Source organism: Yeosuana sp., assembly GCF_057126245.1.
On the sequence record NZ_DBNGMQ010000081.1, the window covers coordinates 15,869 to 39,825 of the forward strand.

Consider the following 23,957-nt stretch of genomic DNA (forward strand, 5'->3'; position numbering starts at 1 on the left):
ATTGAATATCATTAGGAATCTTTTATCTTTACATAGATTCATAACTCTTAATGTACTATGTCTTCAATCTTCACAAAAATAGTTAATGGCGAAATACCATGTTATAAAGTTGCTGAAACAGATAAGTTTTTGGCTTTTCTTGATGTTAATCCCAATAGTAAGGGACATACACTGTGCATCCCTAAAATAGAAGTTGATAAAATTTTTGATTTAGATGAAGAAACCTATAATGGTTTAATGAGTTTTGCAAGGCGAGTGGGTATTGCTATTGAAAAATCCATTCCATGCAAGCGAGTGGGCATAACCGTTATTGGCTTAGAAGTACCACATACCCATGTGCATTTAATTCCGCTGCATACGATGGAAGATGCCCGTTTTATTCAGAAAACTAAATTAACGCCAGAAGAGTTTCAGGAAGTAGCTAAGTCTATTCAAGCTAATTTATAGCACGTTTTAATGCAATTTGAAAGGTGGTGCCTTTACCTATTTCGGATTGTAAGACTTTAATTTTTCCGTCATGGAATTCTTCAATAATTCGTTTTGTTAAAGACAGGCCTAAACCCCAACCGCGTTTTTTAGTTGTGTAACCAGGTTCAAAAATAGCATTAAATTTATTTTTAGGAATTCCTTTACCATTATCGGAAATCAGTACTTTTATATCATCTTCAAGTTCAGAAATTTCAATGGTAATTTTGCCGCGACCTTTCATAGAATCAATAGCATTTTTCACTAAATTTTCAATAGTCCAACTAAAAAGTTGCTTGTTAAGGTTCACAAGAATCTCTCCGCTAGGCGTGCTGATTTCAAACTCTATCAACTTCGAAGATCGCGTTTTAAGATAACTATAAGAATCAATGGTTTCTTTAATAATGTCAAGAGGTTCTAGCGTAGGCACAGAACCAATTTTACTAAAGCGTTCTGTAATGGTTTGTAGCCTATCGACATCTTTAGTCATTTCGGAAATATAATCAGGATTTACATGTTCACTTTTCAAAATTTCTGTCCAACCAATTAAAGAGGATAAAGGCGTGCCAATTTGATGCGCTGTTTCTTTTGCCATACCAGACCACAATTTATTTTCGGTAGCATTTTTGTTACTTCGGTAAAAGAAATAAACCACAGCAGCAAAAAGCACAATAATGAGTAATAAGGCTAATGGATAATATTTTAGTTTATTTAAAAGGGGGGAATTTCCATAATAGATGGTTGCAAAAATCTCATTTTCATAAATAATTTCAATAGGCTTGTTTTCACTTTTAAATTCTAGAATAAGTTTATTAATGTAAATAGAGTCATTAACCTTAGTATCGTTAATATTGTTATAAGTACCCAAGCTCCCATCTTTATTAATAACGAGCATTGGAGTTGTCTTATTGCTGCTTAGAATTTTAAGCGTGAGGTCTAGATTATCATTTGTCTCGCTATCTATAAAATCACTTTGGGCTTCGGCCCAAATGTCCATTTTAGTACGTTCTTCGGCTTTGAAATTCTGAAAAAATACATACGTATTCCATAAAATGAGGGAAATAATAATGAAAGAAGCCACAATCATAACCCAACGAAATGTGTTTCTATATTTTGTGAAAATCATGAATAAGCAAATTTGACATCAATATAATGCAAATCTGTTGATATTATTGTGCCAGATGTTAGTAAATCGGTTTTTAGTTGAAAAGGAGATTGGTTACATTTGCGTAAATAGTAATATTTACTATAACAGACAAAGCAAAATTAACATAACTTTTTTGTTAAGCAGAATCCGAAGAAATTGTTAGTTTTGTAAAAACACAAAGGTTTAATGACATCTTTTGATCCAAAACAGATACCAACCAATATATTGCATGGTTATTTACTAAGTGCCGTTGCGCCCAGGCCAATAGCTTTTGCAAGTACAGTAGATGTTAATGGCAAACCAAATTTGTCGCCTTTTAGTTTTTTTAATGTGTTTAGTGCAAACCCGCCAATTTTGGTCTTTTCACCTTCAAGAAGAGTTAGAGATAATACTACGAAGCACACACTTGAAAATGTTGAAGCAACAAAAGAAGTTGTTATTAATGTGGTGAATTATGATATGGTTCAACAAATGTCTTTAGCCAGTACGGAATACCCCGAAGGTGTTAATGAGTTTGAAAAGGCAGGTTTAACCATGTTGAAATCTGATATGGTTAAACCATTTAGAGTGGCAGAATCTCCTGTGCAGTTTGAATGCAAGGTGAACGAGATTATTAAGTTAGGGTCCGAAGGAGGTGCCGGAAATTTGGTTATTTGTGAAGTCTTAAAGTTTCATATCGATCCAGAGGTGCTTAATGATGATAAATCTATAAATCAAAAGAAATTAGATTTGGTTGCAAGAGCTGGTGGAAGTTTTTATAGCAGAGCGAATAAGGGTTTTTTTGAAATTCCGAAGCCATTAAATTCTCTTGGAATTGGAGTAGATATGCTGCCAGAGGATGTTAAAAATAGCATGGTTTTAACTGGTAATGATTTAGGTATGTTGGCAAATGTAGAGGCGTTACCAAGTAAAAAGGACGTTATTGATTTTGTCGATAATTTAGGAGACCGGTATCCTAATATTAAAAACGCATCGCATAGACAGAAGCATAAGTTAGCTCGTAATTATTTAAGTTACGGAGATATAACGAGTGCATGGAAAATATTGTTAAGTTAGAGTAGATTAATAAATACATATAAATTATAATAAATGGAAGTTCAAGGAAGAATTAAAATGATTGGAGAAACTCAAACCTTCGGGAATAATGGGTTTAGAAAAAGAGAAATTGTGGTAACAACAGATGAGCAATATCCACAACATATTATGGTAGAATTTGTTCAAGATAAAACAGATTTACTAAATAATTATAAAGAAGGGCAACAAGTAAAAATAAGTATAAATTTACGAGGTAGAGAATGGGTAAACCCACAAGGAGAAACTAAGTATTTCAATTCTATTCAAGGTTGGAGAATTGAAGCATTACAAGAAGAAGCAGGCGATGGCAGTTTACCACCAGTACCACCAATGGATGCTTTTGAACCTGCTGGAGATTTAAAAGAAGAAGATCATGACGATTTACCTTTTTAACAGCGAACAGTTTCTTTAAAATAAGAAACTCAATAAATAAAACCTCAATGTTAATTGTAATGTTGAGGTTTGTTATTTTCATAGTATTATGAAACGTCTTACTAAGCACATACCATTTCCTAATGTTTCTAAAGCCTCAGAAGAAGGCTTGTTAGCTGTTGGAGGCGATTTATCTGTTGAAAGATTGTTAGAAGCCTATTCACATGGCATATTTCCTTGGTTTGAAGCAGAAGAACCTATTTTATGGTGGTCACCAGATCCAAGATTTGTGTTGTTCCCAGAGAAACTTAAAGTGTCAAAAAGTATGAAACAAGTATTGCGTCAATGTGATTTTGAAGTTACCATTAATAAAGATTTTAGAGCTGTTATTAAGGAATGTGCTCAAATGAAGCGCGACGGGCAATCAGGCACATGGATTACTAACAACATGATTGAGGCTTACGTACAATTGCATGAGTTAGGTTATGCAAAATCAGTTGAGGTTTGGAAACAAGATCAATTGGTTGCTGGCCTTTATGGTGTTGATTTAAATAATGGTATTTTTTGTGGAGAAAGTATGTTTACTAAAGAAAGCAATGCCAGTAAAGCAGGCTTGATTACATTTATTAAAAACACGAAGTACAAATTAATAGATTGCCAAGTATATACGCAACATTTAGAAAGTCTTGGGGCTGAAGACATTCCTAGAGAAAACTTTTTGAAATACTTAAATAATAATTAAATGGAAAATTTTTGGGATACCCGTTTTAAACAAGAAGCATATGTTTACGGCGTTTTGCCAAATGCTTTTTTTAAAAGTAGTATAGATACGCTTAAACCTGAAGGAAATATTTTGTTGCCGGCAGAAGGTGAAGGGCGTAATGCAGTTTACGCTGCTAAATCAGGCTTAAATGTCTTTGCTTTTGATACGAGTATGGAAGGTAAAAACAAAGCCATGAAACTAGCAGATCTTAATAATGTTAGTATTCATTATGAAATTGGAGATTTTTTTAATCTTAAATTAATAAACAAAAAATTTGATGTTGCAGCACTTATTTTCGCTCATTTTACAACAGATATTGTATCAGAATACCATAGAAAAGTTGCGGAATTATTAAAACCTAATGGCATCATTATTATAGAAGGGTTTAGTAAAAACCATGCAGACTTACAAAAGACAAATCCAAATGCTGGCGGACCAAAAAATGTAGATATGTTATTTTCTAAAGAGATCATGAAAAGAGATTTTCCAGATTTTGAGATTCTAAAACTTGAAGAGGTAGAAGATACGCTTAAAGAAGGCGAATTTCACAACGGTAAAGCCAGACTCATAAGGTTTGTGGGAAGAAAGAAGAGCTAACGTTATTAATTTTTTATCGAGTTATTTTTGACGCTATGGCATTTATTTAGATGATGTTTTTTTAGTAAATTGTAAATCATGAAATTCTTTAACACAATCATAATATCTCTATTAATTTTTTCTTCTTGCAATTTTGAAAAAAGGAACAAGGTTAAATTAGAAAGTTCATCTCTAGAAGGTGCTAATGAATTAGTTGTTTCAAGAGACAAATACTACAATCAATTATATGGGTTTTGGTTAGGGCAATGTATTGCGAATTGGACAGGGTTGGTGACAGAAATGGATAAAATTGGAAACATTGGAGAGATTAAAACTGGAGATTTCTATACAAGAGAAAACTGGGGTAAACCCGATCAACCTAGTATTTGGGGAGAAGGCATTCCAAGTAACTTGTCAGAGACCATCAATTTCGTGTTTAGAGACACAAGTGAAATCTGGGGAGCAGATGATGACACAGATATAGAGTACATGTATCAACATTTGCTGTATACTAATAAAACAGCGATATTATCACCCGAGCAAATTCGTGATGGATGGTTAAAACATATCAAAGATAAAGAAGAGAATTTTTTGTGGGTTTCAAATCAAAGAGCATTTGATCTTATGCAGGAAGGGTTTTTGCCGCCTGAAACCGGCAATCCCATCAATAACGAACATTTTGAAATGATTGATGCACAGTTAACTACGGAAATTTTTGGATTGTTCTCACCTGGAAGACCGGATATTGCTATAAAAATAGCTCAATTGCCTATCCAAACTACGGCGAGAGAAGAGGCTGAATATGTTTCAAAGTTTTATGTAACCATGTATTCTTTAGCCTCAAAAGTTGATGCTGAGATGCCTATTGAAGAGCAAATAATCTGGATGGCAAATCAAGCTCGAACCGTACTACCTGATAGCTCATATCCGGCTAAAATGTTTGATTACACAAAAAAAATGTATAGGTCTGATATATCATGGGAACAAACAAGAGATTCTATATATTATAGATATCAAGTAAATCAAGAAGATGGATATGATATTACATCAAAAAACTTATACTGTAATGGTTGTTTTGCATCAGGCATAAACTTTGCATCGAGCTTAGTGAGCTTGTTTTATGGTAAAGGTGACATAATTGAAACCATAAAAATTGGAACTCTTTCAGGATGGGATTCAGATAATCCAACTGCTACATGGGGCGGTTTACTGGGTTTTATGATTGGAAAAGGAGGAGTTGAAAAAGCTTTCAACAAAAAATTCTCTAACCGGTTTAATATTCATAGAACTAGACAAAATTTTCCTAATAATGGAATCGACTCTTTCGAAAATATGGCTAAAAAAGGAATCGAAATAACAGACAGGGTTGTTAAAGAGCAAATGGGAGGAGTCCTTGATTTAGAAAACAATACCTGGGTGATTCCTATCAAGGGAATGGAAACAGAATAAAAGATTAAATCTTAATATTAGGTTAGATTTCCTTATATCAAAAGCAATTAATTCTACGATTGTTTAAAATTTTTTTCAAAATATTTATAAAGGTGTAATAATCGTTAACTTCTGCCACTAATCTTTAAAAACAGTGTTTGAGTAACGATTTTTATATATCATCTATTTTACCCTATTCCGGAATAATAATCAAAATATGTAGGGCCTATACCGATTCACAGGAAGATTTCGAAGATTATTATCAAGAGGTCTGCTTACAAATATGGAGAAGTCGAGATAAGTTCCGCGGTGATGCTAAATGGTCTACTTGGATATATAGATTATCACTTAATATATGTTTAACATTAATCAAAAAAAAGAAAAGAAATCGTCAATATTATGATTTAGATTATAAGATTCAAAATGAAGTTGTAGAGGATGAACGTACGTTTTCAGATGAATCGCTTAACCTGTTATATGACGCTATTAAACAATTATCAGAAATTGATCGAGCGGTTATTCTGCTTTATCTGGAAGAAAAACCAAATAAGGAAATAGCAGAAATCTAACTGAAGCCGATTTGTTGTCAATAGAAAATGAACTTAAAATATTGAATTTAAAGTCGAATCCTGAAAGCAAAAGAAAATATTTTGGTAAAAAACTTAATGACTTTAAAGCCTATTTAAAAAAGGAGTTCTCTTTAATTCCTTACGGCTATTATACAGGTATAGGAATGAGTTTAGAAATGTGCTTTGGAGTTGCTATTGGAGCAAGTTTTGGAACATCTAACATTTCCATAGGTCTAGTTATAGGTATGTTAATTGGACTTGTTATAGGTAGAGCAAAGGACCAAGAAGCTGAAAAGCAAAATCGCGTATTGAAAACAAGAATCAATTAGAATTTTTCAGGACGAATTAAACTTCATCATATCTAAAACAACCAACTTCATGGTCGTTTATCATGCCAGTAGCTTGCATATGAGCATAAATTACGGTACTACCTACAAATTTAAAACCACGTTTTTTTAAATCTTTACTAATGTAATCACTAAGTGCTGTATTTGCAGGAGCCTCTTTGTAGTTTTTAAGTTTATTTTTAATAGGTTCGCCATTAACAAACCCCCAAATATATTTTGAAAAACTTCCAAACTCTTTTTGAATTTCTATAAAGGCTTTTGCATTGCATCTGGTAGCGTTTATTTTAAGTTTGTTTCTTATAATACCAGCATCTTGCAAAAGAGAGTCAATTTTATCTTGTTTGTATGTTGCTATTTTACTGTAGTTAAAATTATCAAACGCTTTTCTGAAGTTTTCTCGTTTTCTTAAGATCGTAATCCAACTTAATCCCGCTTGAAACGTTTCTAAAATTAAGAATTCAAACAGCGTAGCATCATCATAAACAGGAACGCCCCACTCTTGGTCATGATAAGCTTCATATAAGGCATCTCCCTGGCACCAGCCACATCTGTTTTTATTCATTATTAATATTGTAAGTATTCCTATAAATGTATGACAAATATCATATATAAGGAAACATCAAGATTGTAATTTTGTTTCGTTAAATTCAGAAAAACATGAATGCAGTTATAAAAGAAGGAATAGAACGCAGTATGTCTTATTCAACCTATAGAAGTTTGGTAAAGCGACTGGTGGAAGATAATTCCAATACAGGTTTAGAAAAAAGTGAAAGTTTAGCAGAATACACCAAGCTTAATGATAGGAGAATGAATCGCTGGGATAAAACCTTAAAAATTTCAGAAGAATCTAAAACTAAGTTATCTCATTTTAATGACAACATAACCTGGTTAGTTATTACAGAAAGCTGGTGTGGTGATGCGGCTCATATTGTACCTGTTTTATATAAAATAGCAGAATTTATTAATATCAATTTTAGAGTCGTACTTAGAGATGAAAATTTAGAGTTGATGGATATGTTTTTAACCAATGGAGCCAGAGCCGTTCCAAAATTGATTATGATTGATAATGTAACTGGTGAGGTTTTGAACACGTTTGGGCCAAGGCCTAGTGAAGCCACGAAAATGGTCGTTGACTATAAAGCGGAACATGGTGTTATTACACCAGAATTTAAAGAAGAGTTACAAGTTTGGTATAATAAGAATAAAGGTCAAAGTGTTGTAAATGATATTACTGAGATACTTTGCAAATTTGAACCTAGTATTTGCCAACAAAATTAAATGTAATAGAGCCTAATTGTGATTTTTTATTAGGACTAGCATTAAATTTGGCTTCTTTAGCATATTCTATAGCACTTTCAATTAAACACTCATTTGTTGAAGTTGACGATGTATTAACGTAAGTATCAATCACATTACCTTTAGAATCTACCGTTATATTAACAACAATTTTTCCACCGGCTTCACAGAGGTAAATGGGGATGGGTAAATACTCATCGGTTCTATCTACTAAAGAATATCTAATGGTGCTTTTCCGGTTGGAAGACTCAGGAGCATCTTTTTTCTTGGTTTGATTCTTTAAAAGGTCATTTACTTTTGAAAATGAAGATATTTCTTCATGATTTAAATCAGAAATATCATTATTACTACTAGATGATTGACTAAAATCTTGATTTTCATTAAACTCAGGTCTTACATAATCTTCAGGAGGAGCAATAGGCTTGTAAGCTTCGGTAAAAGACTTTTCTTTAGCCGTTTCATTAAATGCTTTGTTGGTTTCTGCTTTACTATTATTTAATTGTTCTAAAGCTTCAAGCACTTTAATTTCTTCTTCGTTAAGCTCTTTTTCGGGTTCTATTTCATAATAACTTTCAGAAGATAATTTGTTTTGTTTTTGAAGACTTAAATTAAAAACAGAAAGAACTATGGTTCCTGCAATTAGGAACGTAAGTAATAGCGCTTTTTGTTGATTATTGAAATTCAAATATAATTTGCTTTAAACATGGACACAATATATACGGCAAATTAAGATAAAAAGTTTAAAATAGCATAAATTCAATAAAAATAGAAACACTAGATAAACCCTCAAGTGTTTTATAACCAAACCGTTTTCTGGTAAAGTCTAGACCAATTAAAAATGAATTTCTATAATTTTTATCAAAAATTTGAGAGCCTACTCCGAATTTATACATATTTCCTTTTTCAAATGAACTTCCCAAACCTAAAAGGGTTCCATATCCACCTCTAATAAAAACATTATCATCATTTGCAATGACATTATATTGAAAACTTAAATAGGCAGGCGCAAAATGAAGGCCTTGTTCCGAATGCCAATCATATTCAAAATTTAAACCAATTACAGAGCGTTTATCAAATTGATAACCAATTGTATTATTTACAAAAAGGGCACTAGGTTCAATAAGTGTGCCGTCATCATCGTCATCAAAAGCTGAGTAGTCTTCATTTATGGTCAACGTCGTGGCCAAAGAAATTTTGTAGAAAAAACCATTTGTCTTTTCAGTTTCAATTTGCGAAAATGTAGAAAAAGAGAGAAATAAAACGAGAGGATAGAAAAGGTAAACTTGCTTCATAAAAATGAGGTATTAAGATGCAATTATGATAACAACAACTATTCCGAAGTAAGTTTTTTAATAAAATTCTCAATAGAAGAAGCATTTTCAACATTAAAATCACCAATTTTTGTTCGTCTTAATGCCGATAAATGAGCCCCGGACTGAAGCGCTTTTCCAAAATCATGGGCTAACGAGCGAATGTAAGTTCCTTTACTGCAAACGATTCTGAAATTAATATTTAGTTTATCAATTTTAGTGATTTCAAATTCCGAAATGTATATTTGGCGTGGTTTTATTTCTACTGTTTCACCAGCTCTAGCAAATTCATACAAACGTTTGCCATCTTTTTTTAATGCCGAAAAAACGGGAGGTTTTTGTTCTATGTCACCTATAAACTGCTTTGTGGTTTCATGAATTAAATCATGCGTAATATGACTGGTTTCAAAAGTGTTATCAATCTCAGTTTCTAAATCGAAAGAAGGTGTTGTGGTTCCTAACACAAGTGTGCCAGTATACTCTTTTATTTGTCCTTGAAAGGTATCTATTTGTTTCGTCATTTTGCCTGTGCAAAGCACCAATAAGCCTGTTGCAAGTGGATCTAAAGTACCAGCATGACCGACTTTAATTTTTTTTAATTTAAAAACTTGACGAATTTCCCAACGTAGCTTATTGACTACTTGAAACGAGGTCCAATGCAAGGGTTTGTCAATTAGCAATACTTGACCGGATAAATAATCTTCAGACCTTAACATTATACGGTAGTTAAAGGATATAAAAAGTAGTGGATAAGCAACAAGCCAAAACCTAAAATAATACGGTAATATCCAAAAATCTTAAAACCTCTTTTACTTAAGTAATCTATAAAAGATTTTATGGCTATTAATGCTACAACAAATGCAACTATATTGCCTATAATTAGATAGTTGATTTGGTCACCATTTAGTTCAAAACCGGCTTTATTATAATCATATAGTTTTTTCGCAGTGGCACCAAACATCGTAGGAACAGCTAAGAAAAATGAAAATTCTGCAGCTGTTTTTCTATTTAATTTCTGTGTCATACCACCAATAATGCTAGAGCCACTCCTTGAGGTCCCTGGAATCATGGCAATACATTGAAAGAAACCAATTTTTAAGGCGGTGAGATAACTTATTTTGGTGTGAGCTTCAGGATTTTCTTGATCAAATACCTCATTAGCTTTAAACCAATCATCTACTTTTAATAAAATAAAACCACCAATAATTAATGAAATAGAAACAATCAATGGGCTTTCTAGTAATTCGTCAATAACATTATTTAATAACAATCCCAAAACAACAGCTGGAATAAAAGCAACTAATAATTTAAAATAAAAATCTAAACTTTGAAAAAAACGTTTCCAATAGAGAACAAGAACCGATAAAATAGCGCCCAGTTGAATAACGATTGTAAATAATTTAGTAAAGTCATCACTAGCTATTTTCATAAGTGATGAAGCGATAATCATATGTCCTGTTGAAGATATAGGAAGGTATTCTGTAATACCTTCAATAACAGCAAGTATAATTGCATCAATTAAATCCATGCGACAAAAATATCAAAATTGAAGATGTATTTTGTTAAATTGTAGTTTATTTTAATTCATCGTATGAAATGAGCAGGCTAAAAAGCTTCTAACCTCAAGAAATGATTAATAGCGAACAGTATGTAATCTTTGAAAAACAATAAAATAAACACATGAAATTTGTAATTGCTCCAGATAAATTTAAAGGGTCATTAACTGGTATGCAGTTTTGCAACGCTGTAAAAACAAGTTTAAATATAATATTTCCAGATTCTCAAACAGTTTCTTTACCACTTGCAGATGGTGGTGATGGTACCATAGACATATTAGAATATCATCTAAACGGAAAGCGAATACAATTACGAGTGAATGACCCGTTGTTTAGAGATATACAGGTTTCCTATTTATATGTAGACAATATTAAAACAGCCTTTATAGAAATGGCTGCGGCTTCAGGAATGGCTCTTTTAAAACCAGAAGAGCAGAATTGTTATCATACAACATCACTTGGAACAGGGGAACTTGTTAAACACGCCATAGAAAAAGGTGCTAAAACCATAATTTTAGGCATTGGAGGCAGTGCGACTAACGATTGTGGTATGGGTATGGCTGTGGCATTAGGTTATAAATTCGAAGACAAAAACGGAAAGGAACTTAGTCCTATTGGAAAGAATCTTTCGAAAATTCAATATATAAATACAAGCTATGTTTTAAAATATTTAGATGAGATTGAATTTAAAGTAGCTTGCGATGTAACCAATCCTTTATTTGGTAAAGATGGTGCTGCATTTGTATATGGACCTCAAAAAGGAGCTTCTAGTGATGAAATAAAACAGTTAGATAATGGCTTAAAAAACATCGCAGTTATTTTTAAAAAACAATTTGGAAGAGATGTGCAACATGTAAAAGGCGCTGGTGCTGCCGGCGGTATGGGTGCTGCTGCTATCGTTTTTTTAAATGCTGAATTACAATCTGGAATTAATTTGGTAAAAAGTTTAGTTGAATTTGATGCTAAAATTAATGGTGCCGATTGGATTATTACTGGTGAGGGAAAATTAGACTCACAAACCCTTTCAGGAAAAACCATTCAAGGCGTGATATCTTCGGCGAATTTGAAACAGATAAAAGTGGCTGCATTTTGTGGGGCTATAGCTTTGAGTCAAAATGATATTAAAAACTTTGGAATAGAATACGTTGATGCGGTATTAAACTATTCTAAAAACGTAGATGATGGTATAAAAAACACGTATCGCTATGTTGAAGAAATGACTAAAACATTTGCCAAATCACTATTATACTTGAAGAGAAGTCCTAATAATTTTAAAAGAGAAAGGAATTGAAAACTATTTTTTATCTGGATTCAATAAAACAGCATAAATCTGAATTCCAAAACCGACAAGCACAAACATAGGTGCTAAACGAATACGTCTGAAACTAAAAATTTCAGGATTAAAAACATTAGGATCATCACTACCGCCACCAGACATTAAAATAAAACCTAAAGCAATACATACCATCCCTATGAACATAAATTTATAGTTTTTCTTTCCAAATACAAAGACACTCTTTGTAGCTTCTTTACGTTTTTTCTCTCCCATGATGATTTATAAACTAAGATGCAAATTAACGGATTTATTTAAAATAGCCTTGTTAAGAATATAATAAATTGTATTTCTTACCAAAGCCAACAATGAACAATTAATAATACAACTGATCTGTTTTTAAATTTAAAAAGCGCTGTGTTGCGATATGCGTGCTAATCCATGTGATAATAATTCCTAAGGTAAAAACAAACAGAAACAGTATCGTAACGATTATAGGGTTACTTAATAATTCTAATTCCGGAAATGTTTTATTGAGATAAAATAATACAATAGCCATTCCTATAAGCGCAATAAACCCGCCAATAATTCCTAAACGTACACTTTTCCAAACAAAAGGTCTTCTAATAAACTGCTTGGTGGCACCAACCATTTGCATGGTTTTAATGGTAAATCGTTTAGAATAAACGGCTAGACGAATGGAGCTATTTATAAGTAAAACAGCTATTAATGTAAAAATGCCGCTAATCACCAACACCCAAAAACTTATTTTTTTAACGTTATTGTTCATTAAGGTTACCAAATCGTTATCATAGTCAACATCGTCAACAAAGTTTTTGCTTAGTGCTTCATCAGAAATTTTTTCTAATTGATCAGAGGTTACAAAATCTGCTTTTAAATGAACATCAATGCTATTTTGTAGCGGATTATAGCCCACAAAATCCATAAAATCTTCACCATTTTCAGCTTTCATAAATTCAGCAGCTTGCTCTTTAGAGACGTATTCGGTAGATTTAACATAATCGGCCATGACCAGGCTTTTTTCTAGTTGTTTTATTTCAACGTCTTTTGCAGTGTCTTTAAGGTAGATTGTTAATACCACTTGTTCTTTAAAATGGTCAGATACTTTTGAGGCATTTAATATTAACATACCTAATAACCCTAATAAAAATAGAACCAATGCGATACTTAAAACGACTGAAAAGTAGGATGAAATAAGCCTGCGCTTTTGATGTTTTTCAAATGATGAACTCATATACAAGTTATTAACGTTGTAAAAATAATAAAGTATATTTAAACTGTATTTATATAAACTAAAACATATGAACATTGTTGTAATTGGTGCAGGTGGTGTTGGCGGATATTTTGGTGGAAAGTTAGCTAAATCTGGTTATGATATCACGTTTATAGCACGCGGAAAACATTTAGAAGCTATAAAAAACAAGGGATTGCAGGTAAAAAGTATTCTGGGCGATTTTACGGTGTATCCGAAAGTGACTGATAATATAAATGACATAAAAAATCCTGACCTGATTATTTTAGGCGTTAAGTCGTGGCAGATTATGGGCATTGCAGAACAATTAAAAGCTGTTATTAGCTCAAAAACAATGGTGCTTCCGCTTCAAAATGGCACTGACAATGCTGATAAATTAAGGTCTGTTTTACCAGAAGAACATGTTTTAGCGGGGTTATGTAAAATTGTAAGTAAGGTTGAATCTCCGGGGGTTATTAATCATTTTACGTTTGAACCTGAAATTGTTTTTGGAGAATATGATAATCGGAAAACGGAACGCGTTCAAAAAATTAAGTCTGTTTTTGATAAGGCCAGATTTAAAAACACCCTATCTGAGGATATTCATTTCGATATTTGGAAAAAGTTCTTATTTATTGGAAGCATTAGTGGTATCGGTGCTTTAACTCGAGCCGTTTTTGGTGTGATGAGAGAGAGTCCAGAGGTTAGAAAAATAATTTTTGATACCGCTAAAGAAATAGTAGCTATTGCCAATGTAAAAGGTGTTGGGTTAACGCTTCAAGATGTAGAAATGACAATAAACGTTATTGATAGTTTAGATTTCAATACAACAGCATCTATGCAACGCGATATCATGGAAGGAAAACCTAGCGAACTTCAAAATTTTAACGGCTATATTGTTGCTCAAGGAAAAGAATTGGGTATAGAAACACCAACCAATGCATTTATCTATCATTGTCTGATGCCGCAAGAAGTCAAAGCACGAAGCTAAGAAATGCTTTTCGGCTTTTTACTTACCATATAAACGCCTATAACTACTAATAAACAACTGACTATTTTGATAGCATTAATGTCTTGTATATATTGTTTTTTAGACAATACATTTGCATAAATAGCGACCATAACAAAACTTATTAAAGGCTGTAAATAAATATAACTACTGGTCACAGATGGCGACACATAACTAAGGGAATAAATATTAAATAAGTAGGCAAAAAAGGTTGTAAATAAAACCACAAAACCAACAACCAAATAGGTGTTTAAGGTAAAGGCGCTAAAGTCTGTATTGATAAAATCTCCTATTCCAACGGGAAAGGTAAATAGGAAACCGAATAAAAACACCCAGCTAACCACCGTTACAGCTTTGTATTTCTTCATGAGAGGTTTTACAAAAACAAGATAAAGTGAATAGCTTGTGGCATTTAAAAATATAAACAGGTTGCCAAGAAGCGAGCTGGTTCCGGAGGCTTTGTTGCCGTATAAAATCAACGCTAAAGCACCTATGCCGCCAATAGCGATGCCTAATAATTTATTTTTAGTAATGCGTTCTTTCAATAAAAAGGCACTAAAAACCAAAACAATAACGGGAACAGCTGTCATGATAATGGATGCGTCAATGGGCGAAGTAAGATTGATGCCATGAAAAAATAAAAGTTGGTTGGCGGCGGCACCAAGTATACCGCAAAGCATCAAACGTAACATATCACTTTTTGCAACACGTTCTTTAATAACAAAGGTTTTTAAAATCCAAAACATGGGTGTTGCGAAAAGCAATCGTATAAACACAAAAGATGATGGCTCAATTTTATCGGGCATAATGCCTTTGGCAATAATGTAGTTGACACCATAAATCAAGTTGGCACCAAGTAATGCTAAATGCGCTTTGTATATACTCTTGTTCAATCTTTTATCATTTTATGGCGTAAAAGTAAATCATATTACAATAATATATCATGTTTACTAATACAAAGAGCACTATTTATTAGGCTATAAAGGTTTTACAGTTTGTTTATAAAGCGTAAATTTGCGCTTTTAATCGTCATTACGAGGAGCGAAGCGATGCGGTAATCTTTAAAAGTTAGCAGATTGCTTCACTTTATTCGCAATGGCGTTAATATTTATAGTGTAATGAAGTACCATTTTAACGAAATTGAAGCCAAGTGGCAAAAATATTGGGCAGAAAACCAAACGTTTAAAGCCGAAAATAGTAGCGATAAACCTAAATTTTACGTGTTAGATATGTTTCCATATCCTAGTGGTGCGGGGTTACATGTTGGGCATCCGCTAGGGTATATTGCGTCAGATATTTATGCACGTTATAAACGCCATAAAGGATTTAATGTACTTCATCCGCAAGGATATGATAGTTTTGGATTGCCAGCTGAACAGTATGCGATTCAAACAGGGCAACATCCTGCCATTACAACTGCTGAAAACATAAAAACCTATCGCCGTCAATTAGACCAAATTGGGTTTTCTTTCGATTGGTCTCGCGAAGTACGAACGTCAGACCCAAGTTATTATAAATGGACCCAGTGGATTTTTATTCAACTGTTCAACTCATGGTATAATAATGATACTGATAAAGCAGAAGATATTTCAGAGTTAGTTAAATTATTCACTTCGGAAGGAAATACTAATGTAAATGCGGTTTGTGATGATGATGTTGAATCATTTTCTGCTGACCAATGGAACTCGTTTTCTTCAGTAAAACAACAGGAAATTTTATTACAATACAGACTTACTTATTTAGCTGAAACTGAAGTGAACTGGTGTCCTGCGTTAGGAACCGTATTGGCCAATGATGAAATTGTGAATGGGGTTTCAGAACGTGGTGGTCATCCGGTTATTAGAAAAAAAATGACACAATGGAGTATGCGTATTTCGGCGTATGCAGAACGTTTGCTTCAAGGTTTAGATAAAATTGATTGGACTGACTCTTTAAAGGAAAGTCAGCGTAACTGGATTGGAAAATCGGTTGGTGCATCAGTCTCGTTTAACGTCATTGCGGACCGCGAGGAACGAAGCGGGAAGCAATCTCATATTATTAACGTCTTCACAACAAGACCCGATACCATTTTCGGAGTTAGTTTTATGACGCTTGCTCCAGAACACGAATTAGTATCTCAAATAACTTCACCAGAACAAAAAGCTGAAGTAGACGCTTATATTCAAGCGACTGCAAAACGCAGCGAACGAGATAGAATGGCCGATATAAAAACTATTTCAGGTGCTTTTACAGGTGCTTTTGCAGAGCATCCGTTTACGAAAGAACCTATTCCGGTTTGGATTGGTGATTATGTCTTGGCAGGTTATGGAACTGGGGCAGTGATGTCAGTTCCTTGTGGTGACCAACGTGATTACGATTTTGCAAAGCATTTTAATATCCCAATTCCTAATATTTTTGAAGGCGTTGATATTTCTGAGGAAGCTTTCGCTGATAAAGACAAAACAGTGATTGGAAATAGCGATTTCTTAAATGGCTTGAATTATAAGAAAGCGACGAAACGCGCTATTTATGAATTAGAAAAAATAGGTCAAGGTGAAGGAAAAACGAATTATCGTTTACGTGACGCGGTGTTTAGTCGTCAGCGTTATTGGGGCGAACCATTTCCTGTATATTATGTAAATGGCATGCCACAAATGATTGATACCAAACATTTGCCAATTACCTTACCGGAAGTTGAAAAATATTTACCAACCGAAACCGGCGAGCCACCTTTAGGAAACGCCACGGTTTGGGCTTGGGACACCACCAAAAATCAAGTCGTTTCAAACGATTTGATTGATAATAAAACCATCCATCCTTTAGAGTTAAATACCATGCCAGGTTGGGCAGGAAGTTCGCAGTACTTTAATAGGTATATGGACCCACATAATGATAATGAAATTTTTTCACAGGAAGCCATAAACTATTGGCAACAAGTTGACTTATATATTGGTGGAAGCGAGCACGCTACAGGTCATTTACTATACTCACGTTTTTGGCAAAAATTTATGTTTGATAAAGGCTTAGTGCCTTACGATGAGTTTGCTAAAAAACTCATTAACCAAGGGATGATTTTGGGGACGAGTGCTTTCATCTACAGAATAAATGAGAAACCTGAGTTTTTTGTTTCTGGCGATATTTTTAATAATTATATGAATTTTAAAAAGAGAATTGAAACTCTTGAATTCATTCAAGGATTCACCGGACAGTCTTTGCAATCAATCCAATTAGATGAAGTTCACGTTGATGTGAAATATGTTAATTCATCAAATGAAATAGATGTTTCGGCATTTAGAAATTGGATGAAAGAGTATAAATATGATCAATTAAAATTTATAACGACAGAAGAAGAAAGAAAAAAGGATATTGTTAAGGTGAATCGAGACGTTGAAAAAATGTCTAAATCTAAATATAACGTCGTTAATCCAGACCAAATTTGTATCGATTATGGCGCAGATAGTTTACGTCTTTACGAAATGTTTTTGGGGCCATTAGAGCAATACAAACCTTGGAATACTGCTGGTATTACTGGTGTTCATTCGTTTCTTAAAAAAATGTGGAAATTATATTTTGATGATAACGGATTGAATATAACCAATGAAGAACCATCAAAAGATAGTTTAAAAACCCTTCATAAAACCATTAAAAAAGTAGAAGAAGATATTGAAAATTTCTCATTTAATACCTCTGTATCTACCTTTATGATTGCGGTCAATGAGTTAACATCGCAAAAATGCACCTCTAAAGAGATTTTGGAGCCATTATTGATTTTAATTTCACCGTATGCACCGCATATCGCTGAAGAGTTATGGAGTCAGTTAGGTCATAACGAGTCTATTGCAACCTTACCGTTTCCAACATTTGATGCTAGTTATTTGGTAGAAAGCAATAAGGTGTATCCTATTTCTTTTAATGGTAAGATGCGTTTCACGATGGAATTACCTTTAGATTTAAGTAAAGAGGCGATTGAAGATGCTGTGATGGCATATGAAAAAACCAAAGAACAATTACAGGGTAGAACACCTAAAAAAGTGATTGTGGTTCCTGGAAAAATCGTCAATATTGTTGGCTAACGTCATTACGAAATGCGGATCGACGACGTAATTTTTATAAATAAGAAGTTTCAATTAAAAAGATTGCCACAACTTTTTAACAAAAGTTTCGTAATGATGATAATATGAATAATTTATGTTTGAAATAGAAAGCATTGAAATCATAGGATTTATAGCGGCCATTTTAACAACGGCTGCCTTTCTGCCACAAGTTTATAAGACCTGGAAAACTAAAGATGTTTCTAGCTTGTCATTACCCATGCTTTTAATGTTTTTTATAGGGATTATAGCTTGGTTAATTTATGGGATTCTGAAAAGCAGTCCATCTATGATCTTCGCCAATACCATTACCGTGATATCGTCTTTTCTTTTAGTTTATTTTAAAATTAAGTACTCCCTAAAATCATAGAATGTTCATTTTATACAAGGGTTAAAAAATATTTAAATATTTTTTAACCCTTAATATGTTATGGTTTTTGACGAGAAACAAATAAATTGTGTTGAGCTACTCCTATTTAATTTTGGGGTATAAATTAAAATATTCAATTTTGACTTGTTAAATAATTGATATCATGACAATAGGTGTACCCAAAGAAATTAAAAACAATGAAAGCAGGGTAGGGATGACTCCTGCTGGTGTTTATGAATTAGTAAAGAACAATCATGCCATATATGTTCAAAAGGAAGCTGGATTTAGAAGCGGTTTTTTTGACAAAGACTATATAGAAGCAGGTGCTAATATTCTTGAAACTATTGAAGAAGTTTATGCACAAAGCGATATGATTGTAAAGGTTAAGGAACCCATTGAGCAAGAATATGCCTTAATAAAACCCAATCAGGTATTATTTACTTATTTTCATTTTGCTTCTGGTGAAGTCTTAACTAAAGCCATGATAGACAATAAGTCTGTGTGTATTGCTTATGAAACGGTTGAAGATGATGATGGTTCATTACCGCTTTTAGTTCCTATGTCTGAAGTCGCGGGACGCATGGCCATTCAGCAAGGCGCTAAATATTTAGAAAACCCCATTAAAGGCCGTGGTGTATTACTTGGTGGTGTTCCTGGCGTTCCTCCCGGAAAAGTGTTGGTATTAGGTGCTGGTATCGTTGGGATTCAGGCTGCTAAAATGGCGGCTGGTTTGGGCGCACATGTCACTATTATGGACATTAATATGAAACAGCTGCGCTATGTAAACGATATTATGCCCAATCATGTAGTCACTGAATTTTCCAGTCAATATAATATTCTAAAACGTATTAAAGAAGCTGATTTGATTATTGGTGGGGTTTTGATTAAAGGTGCCAAAGCGCCAAAACTAATTACCCGCGATATGCTAAAAAACATGCATCCGGGAGCAGTTATTGTAGATGTAGCGGTCGATCAAGGCGGTTGTATTGAAACTACAAGACCTACAACGCACGAGGATCCAACCTTTTTCATTGATGATGTGGTACATTATTGTGTAGCCAATATGCCTGGGGCAGTTCCTTATACATCTACGGTAGCACTAACCAATGTCACGCTACCATATGTGTTAAGATTAGCAAATCAAGGTTGGGAGCGAGCTTGTGAAAATGATAAAACCTTAGCAAAAGGCTTAAATATTGTAAAAGGCGAGGTGGTTTATAAAGAAATTATTGAAGCTTTCCACTGGGGTTAAACTTTTTTATCTGACAAATTTTCATAACAATATATTGGCTCTATTTTTGTTATATTTAGTTTGTAATTAAAGAATAACAAAAAATGATTGGATATTATATATTAATAGGTGCTATTGCCTTAGTAAGTTGGTTAGTAAGCAGCACCTTAAAAAGAAAATTTGAAAAGTACTCTAAAGTACATTTAAGAAATGGCATGAGTGGTAAAGAGATAGCAGAAAAAATGTTATCAGATCATGGTATTTATGATGTAGAAGTAATTTCTGCACCAGGAAGATTAACAGACCATTACAATCCAAAAAACAAAACAGTAAATCTAAGTGAGTCGGTTTACAATCAGCGTAATGCAGCATCTGCAGCGGTTGCAGCACATGAGTGTGGTCACGCCGTTCAACATGCTAAAGCCTATAGCTGGTTGCAAATGCGATCTTCTTTAGTACCTGTGGTAAGTGTCACTTCTGGAATGTCTCAGTGGTTAATTATTGGAGGTCTTGTTTTAGGTGGTGCTGCTGGCATAGGTTTAGGTTGGTGGGTTGCTGCCCTAGGTGTTACCTTTATGGGTTTTGCTACTTTATTTAGTTTTATTACGTTGCCAGTAGAGTATGATGCTAGTAATCGTGCCTTAGCTTGGTTAAAAAACAGAAATATGGTGACACCAGATGAATATGCTGGTTCTGAAGATGCCTTAAAATGGGCTGCAAGAACCTATTTAGTGGCGGCTATTGGAGCCTTAGCCTCTTTGTTATATTGGGCATTGCAAATTTTTGGTGGTAGAGATTAATATTGAAAAAATTTATATAAAAGCCCTGAATTACTTTAGGGCTTTTTTTGTTTCTTTAAGCATCAATCAAAATACAACATGAATCATCCTTTAGATTACTACAAAGAGAAATTAATATCATATCAAGCCGAAGAACAAAAACGAAACAAGCAAATGGTTTTGTTAAGTTCCTTTAGGGTTTTGGTATTTATAGCAACCGGTTTTGCTATATATATACTCTTTAATAACTGGCAATTTGCTGTTTTGTCAGTTGTTGTTGGTGTCGCATTATTTATCTATTTACTCTCAAAATATAACGACGTAAAGAGAGAACGAAATTTTTATAAAGAACTTGTAAAAATTAATCAGGAAGAAATCAATATTAATTCTGAAAATTTTCATCACAGAAATAATGGCTTGCAATTTCAAGATGGCAATCACTTTTATAGTTTGGATATTGATTTATTTGGTCGCGGATCTTTCTTTCAATATATAAATAGAACAACCATTAAGGAAGGTGCTCATAAGCTGGCAGATGCTTTAAAGGCTAATGATATTTTAAATATTAAGTTACGTCAAGAAGCTATTAAGGAGTTAGGTTCAAAACCCGAATGGCGCCAACATTATGCTGCCACGTCTGGCCTTGTAAAAGTTGAAACGCCGGCAACAAGTATTATCAATTGGTTAAAAAATCATAAGCCTTTTCTAACAAAAACAATAAAATGGTTGGCTGTAGGTTTTAGTTTGATGTCTTTAGTACTATTAGGTTTGACTGTTTTTGATGTTATTGATAAATCATTCATCGGGTATTGGTTGCTTGTTGGATTAGCGATAACTTCTGTATATCTTAAAAAGGTAAATAATTTGTCTTCAAATTGTGATAAGATAAAAGATACGTTTCGTCAATACGCTCTGCTTTTAAATCAAATAGAAGGTGAGATATTTACTTCTAAATTATTACAACAAAAGCAAGGTCAAATAAAGTCTGAAGGAAAAAAGGCCTCAGTAATTTTTAAAGAGTTTTCAAAAGTTTTAGATGCGCTTGATAACCGCAATAATTTAATTTCAGCCATTTTTGGAAACGGATTATTTCTTTTAGATTTAAAAAACAGTTACCAAGTTGAATATTGGATTTCTCAACATGCTGACAAAGTAGCCGACTGGTTTGAGGTGGTTTCATTTTTTGACGCTTATAATTCGTTAGGAAATTTTGCCTTTAATCATCCTGATTTTGTCTTTCCGGATATTTTAAACAACGGGTCAGTTATAAAAGCCACCGAATTGGGGCATCCATTACTCATTAAACCAAAGCGAATTAATAGTGATTTGGCGATTGATAACGAACACTTCTTCATTGTAACCGGAGCTAATATGGCCGGAAAAAGTACCTTTTTAAGAACGGTTTCATTACATATTGTTATGGCTAATATGGGATTGCCAGTTTGTGCCAAAAAAAGTCAATACAGCCCCGTTAAATTAATAACCAGTATGAGAACTTCAGATTCTTTAACAGATGAAAGTTCCTATTTCTTTTCAGAATTATCACGTTTGAAATATATCGTGGATGCGATAAAAAAAGAACCTTATTTTATTGTTTTAGATGAAATTCTAAAAGGCACCAATAGTACCGATAAAGCGATTGGTTCCAGAAAGTTTGTTGAAAAATTGGTAGCCTCCAATGCTACGGGAATTATTGCAACCCACGATTTAAGTTTGTGTGAGATTGAAAAAGAACTTGATGAGGTTAAAAACTATTATTTTGATGCAGAAATTATTAATGATGAACTCCATTTTGATTATAAATTGAAAACAGGAGTATGTAAAAATATGAATGCTTCTTTTCTTTTAAAAAAGATGGATATTGTATAGATTATTTATTGCTGTATAGGTCATTTTTAAATTAAGAAGTCACTATATTTACTAGTATGCAATATATTTCTAAACTTCCTAATATAGAGACTACCATTTTTACTGTGATGAGTGCTTTAGCAACCAAGCATGATGCTATTAATTTGTCACAAGGCTTTCCAGATTTTAAAAGCGATTCAAAACTGATTAATTTGGTTACTAATGCCATGCAAAATGGTTACAATCAATATGCGCCCATGGCAGGTATTTTAGAGTTGCGCGAGCAGATAGCAGAAAAATTTAATCTTCTCTATCAATCAAGTTATCATCCTGAATCAGGAATTACCATAACAGCAGGTGCTACACAGGCTATTTTTTGTATTATTTCAGCTTTCGTAAATAGGAATGATGAGGTTATTATTTTTAAGCCGGCTTATGATTCTTATGAACCCTGTATTGAATTGAATGGTGCAAAAACTATATCAATTCAATTAGAAGCACCGCTTTATGAAGTTAATTGGGAATTGGTGAAAGAACATATTAATCATCATACCAAAATGATTATTATTAATTCGCCTCAAAACCCAAGTGGTAGTATTTTTTCAAAAGAAGATATGCTTCAATTGCAAGCACTAACTAAGGGAACTAATATTGTGGTATTAAGCGATGAAGTATATGAGCATATTATTTTTGATGGTGAAAAGCACCAAAGTGTTTGTTTGTTTCCTGATTTAAAATCGAGAAGTTTTGTAGTAGCCTCATTTGGAAAAACCTTTCATAATACAGGGTGGAAAGTAGGGTATTGTTGTGCACCCGACGCATTGATGAAGGAGTTTAGAAAAGTGCATCAGTTTAATGTGTTTTGTGTAAATCATCCTATACAAAAAGGATTAGCAGAATATTTAAAAGAGGCCAAACATTATTTAGACCTGCATCAATTTTATCAGGAGAAAAGAGATTTATTTTTAAGTCTTATTAAACCCTCTAGGTTTAAGTTTTCACCTTCTAAAGGCACCTATTTTCAGGTTTTAGATTTTTCAGAAATCACTTCAGAAAATGATGTGGAATACGCAAAGCGATTAACTATTGAATCAGGTATTGCATCTATACCATTATCTGTTTTCAATCACAACAATTTAGATAACCACGTCCTGCGATTTTGTTTTGCCAAGAGCAATGACACGATTAAAAAAGCAGCGGATATATTAAATAGCCTATAATC

At 33.3% G+C, this 23,957-nt stretch carries 26 protein-coding genes; 17 read left to right on the top strand and 9 right to left on the bottom strand.

Annotation, left to right across the window (positions count from 1 at the left end):
• Window positions 1-57 precede the first annotated feature (57 nt).
• Window positions 58-447, top strand: a complete 390-nt coding sequence (locus tag AC15TD_RS10915; protein WP_484452180.1) for an HIT family protein — start codon at window positions 58-60, stop codon at window positions 445-447.
• On the opposite strand, the gene AC15TD_RS10920 is transcribed toward AC15TD_RS10915, so the two are convergent.
• Entirely contained in the window at window positions 437-1,591 is a 1,155-nt protein-coding gene (locus AC15TD_RS10920; RefSeq protein ID WP_484452181.1) for a sensor histidine kinase, read from the bottom strand. The two genes, AC15TD_RS10915 and AC15TD_RS10920, sit on opposite strands and share 11 nt — an antisense overlap.
• Window positions 1,592-1,798: 207 nt before the next feature.
• On the opposite strand from AC15TD_RS10920, the gene AC15TD_RS10925 reads away from it, so the two are divergent.
• From AC15TD_RS10925 to AC15TD_RS10955, 7 genes are all read left to right on the top strand, one after another.
• A complete protein-coding gene (locus tag AC15TD_RS10925) occupies window positions 1,799-2,668 on the top strand; it encodes a flavin reductase family protein (protein WP_484452182.1) in 870 nt (289 codons plus the stop codon).
• Between the two features lie 33 nt (window positions 2,669-2,701).
• Window positions 2,702-3,079: a DUF3127 domain-containing protein gene (locus AC15TD_RS10930; protein ID WP_484452183.1), complete on the top strand. Its 378-nt coding sequence runs from the start codon at window positions 2,702-2,704 to the stop codon at window positions 3,077-3,079.
• 88 nt (window positions 3,080-3,167) lie between these two features.
• Window positions 3,168-3,800, top strand: a complete 633-nt coding sequence (gene aat, locus AC15TD_RS10935) for a leucyl/phenylalanyl-tRNA--protein transferase (RefSeq protein WP_484452184.1) — start codon at window positions 3,168-3,170, stop codon at window positions 3,798-3,800.
• Complete coding sequence (locus tag AC15TD_RS10940) at window positions 3,801-4,418, top strand: class I SAM-dependent methyltransferase (RefSeq protein WP_484452185.1); 618 nt, start codon at window positions 3,801-3,803, stop codon at window positions 4,416-4,418. It begins immediately after the preceding gene.
• Between the two features lie 78 nt (window positions 4,419-4,496).
• Window positions 4,497-5,846, top strand: a complete 1,350-nt coding sequence (locus AC15TD_RS10945; protein ID WP_484452186.1) for an ADP-ribosylglycohydrolase family protein — start codon at window positions 4,497-4,499, stop codon at window positions 5,844-5,846.
• A gap of 137 nt (window positions 5,847-5,983) precedes the next feature.
• Window positions 5,984-6,394 (top strand): RNA polymerase sigma factor, encoded by a 411-nt coding sequence (locus AC15TD_RS10950; RefSeq protein WP_484452187.1) that lies wholly within the window; start codon window positions 5,984-5,986, stop codon window positions 6,392-6,394.
• A gap of 41 nt (window positions 6,395-6,435) precedes the next feature.
• Window positions 6,436-6,723: a glycine zipper domain-containing protein gene (locus AC15TD_RS10955; protein WP_484452188.1), complete on the top strand. Its 288-nt coding sequence runs from the start codon at window positions 6,436-6,438 to the stop codon at window positions 6,721-6,723.
• Window positions 6,724-6,739: 16 nt separating this feature from the next.
• Here the strand turns inward: AC15TD_RS10955 and AC15TD_RS10960 are convergent, their stop codons facing one another.
• Window positions 6,740-7,303, bottom strand: a complete 564-nt coding sequence (locus tag AC15TD_RS10960) for a DNA-3-methyladenine glycosylase I (protein WP_484452189.1) — start codon at window positions 7,301-7,303, stop codon at window positions 6,740-6,742.
• 95 nt (window positions 7,304-7,398) lie between these two features.
• Here AC15TD_RS10960 and AC15TD_RS10965 point away from each other — a divergent pair, with 95 nt between their 5' ends.
• Window positions 7,399-8,019 (top strand): thioredoxin family protein, encoded by a 621-nt coding sequence (locus AC15TD_RS10965; protein WP_484452190.1) that lies wholly within the window; start codon window positions 7,399-7,401, stop codon window positions 8,017-8,019.
• Here the strand turns inward: AC15TD_RS10965 and AC15TD_RS10970 are convergent.
• Genes AC15TD_RS10970 through AC15TD_RS10985 form a run of 4 tightly spaced genes read right to left on the bottom strand, consistent with a single transcriptional unit; the run spans window position 7,997 to window position 10,875 of the window.
• Window positions 7,997-8,722, bottom strand: a complete 726-nt coding sequence (locus AC15TD_RS10970; protein WP_484452191.1) for a TonB family protein — start codon at window positions 8,720-8,722, stop codon at window positions 7,997-7,999. The two genes, AC15TD_RS10965 and AC15TD_RS10970, sit on opposite strands and share 23 nt — an antisense overlap.
• Window positions 8,723-8,777: 55 nt before the next feature.
• Window positions 8,778-9,329 (bottom strand): hypothetical protein, encoded by a 552-nt coding sequence (locus AC15TD_RS10975; RefSeq protein ID WP_484452192.1) that lies wholly within the window; start codon window positions 9,327-9,329, stop codon window positions 8,778-8,780.
• A gap of 38 nt (window positions 9,330-9,367) precedes the next feature.
• Window positions 9,368-10,063: a tRNA pseudouridine(55) synthase TruB gene (truB, locus tag AC15TD_RS10980; protein WP_484452193.1), complete on the bottom strand. Its 696-nt coding sequence runs from the start codon at window positions 10,061-10,063 to the stop codon at window positions 9,368-9,370.
• Window positions 10,063-10,875, bottom strand: coding sequence for an undecaprenyl-diphosphate phosphatase (locus AC15TD_RS10985; protein ID WP_484452194.1), 813 nt, complete (start codon window positions 10,873-10,875; stop codon window positions 10,063-10,065). Before AC15TD_RS10985 ends, truB begins: the two co-directional genes overlap by 1 nt.
• A 152-nt stretch (window positions 10,876-11,027) precedes the next feature.
• On the opposite strand from AC15TD_RS10985, the gene AC15TD_RS10990 reads away from it, so the two are divergent.
• Entirely contained in the window at window positions 11,028-12,194 is a 1,167-nt protein-coding gene (locus tag AC15TD_RS10990; protein ID WP_484452195.1) for a glycerate kinase, read from the top strand.
• Between the two features lie 3 nt (window positions 12,195-12,197).
• On the opposite strand, the gene AC15TD_RS10995 is transcribed toward AC15TD_RS10990, so the two are convergent.
• Window positions 12,198-12,452, bottom strand: coding sequence for a DUF3098 domain-containing protein (locus tag AC15TD_RS10995; protein ID WP_484452196.1), 255 nt, complete (start codon window positions 12,450-12,452; stop codon window positions 12,198-12,200).
• 100 nt (window positions 12,453-12,552) lie between these two features.
• Window positions 12,553-13,431: a cell division protein FtsX gene (locus tag AC15TD_RS11000; RefSeq protein WP_484452197.1), complete on the bottom strand. Its 879-nt coding sequence runs from the start codon at window positions 13,429-13,431 to the stop codon at window positions 12,553-12,555.
• A gap of 67 nt (window positions 13,432-13,498) precedes the next feature.
• On the opposite strand from AC15TD_RS11000, the gene AC15TD_RS11005 reads away from it, so the two are divergent.
• Window positions 13,499-14,419 carry a ketopantoate reductase family protein gene (locus AC15TD_RS11005; protein ID WP_484452198.1) on the top strand — a complete coding sequence of 307 codons (921 nt, stop codon included), beginning with the start codon at window positions 13,499-13,501 and terminating at the stop codon, window positions 14,417-14,419.
• Here AC15TD_RS11005 and AC15TD_RS11010 read toward each other — a convergent pair.
• On the bottom strand, window positions 14,416-15,330 hold the full coding sequence (locus AC15TD_RS11010; RefSeq protein ID WP_484452199.1) for a DMT family transporter: 915 nt from the start codon (window positions 15,328-15,330) through the stop codon (window positions 14,416-14,418). The genes AC15TD_RS11005 and AC15TD_RS11010 overlap by 4 nt on opposite strands.
• Window positions 15,331-15,555: 225 nt before the next feature.
• Here AC15TD_RS11010 and AC15TD_RS11015 point away from each other — a divergent pair, with 225 nt between their 5' ends.
• The 6 genes from AC15TD_RS11015 to AC15TD_RS11040 all read left to right on the top strand — a co-directional run bounded on the left by AC15TD_RS11015 (window position 15,556) and on the right by AC15TD_RS11040 (window position 23,955).
• Window positions 15,556-18,489, top strand: a complete 2,934-nt coding sequence (locus AC15TD_RS11015) for a leucine--tRNA ligase (RefSeq protein WP_484452200.1) — start codon at window positions 15,556-15,558, stop codon at window positions 18,487-18,489.
• A 115-nt stretch (window positions 18,490-18,604) separates the two neighbouring features.
• A complete protein-coding gene (locus AC15TD_RS11020; RefSeq protein WP_484452201.1) occupies window positions 18,605-18,877 on the top strand; it encodes a SemiSWEET family sugar transporter in 273 nt (90 codons plus the stop codon).
• Window positions 18,878-19,040: 163 nt separating this feature from the next.
• Window positions 19,041-20,129 (top strand): alanine dehydrogenase, encoded by a 1,089-nt coding sequence (gene ald / locus AC15TD_RS11025; protein WP_484452202.1) that lies wholly within the window; start codon window positions 19,041-19,043, stop codon window positions 20,127-20,129.
• A gap of 83 nt (window positions 20,130-20,212) precedes the next feature.
• A complete protein-coding gene (locus AC15TD_RS11030; protein WP_484452203.1) occupies window positions 20,213-20,908 on the top strand; it encodes a zinc metallopeptidase in 696 nt (231 codons plus the stop codon).
• A 78-nt stretch (window positions 20,909-20,986) separates the two neighbouring features.
• A complete protein-coding gene (locus AC15TD_RS11035) occupies window positions 20,987-22,756 on the top strand; it encodes a MutS-related protein (RefSeq protein WP_484452204.1) in 1,770 nt (589 codons plus the stop codon).
• Between the two features lie 56 nt (window positions 22,757-22,812).
• Window positions 22,813-23,955 carry a methionine aminotransferase gene (locus AC15TD_RS11040; protein WP_484452205.1) on the top strand — a complete coding sequence of 381 codons (1,143 nt, stop codon included), beginning with the start codon at window positions 22,813-22,815 and terminating at the stop codon, window positions 23,953-23,955.
• Window positions 23,956-23,957: the final 2 nt, after the last annotated feature.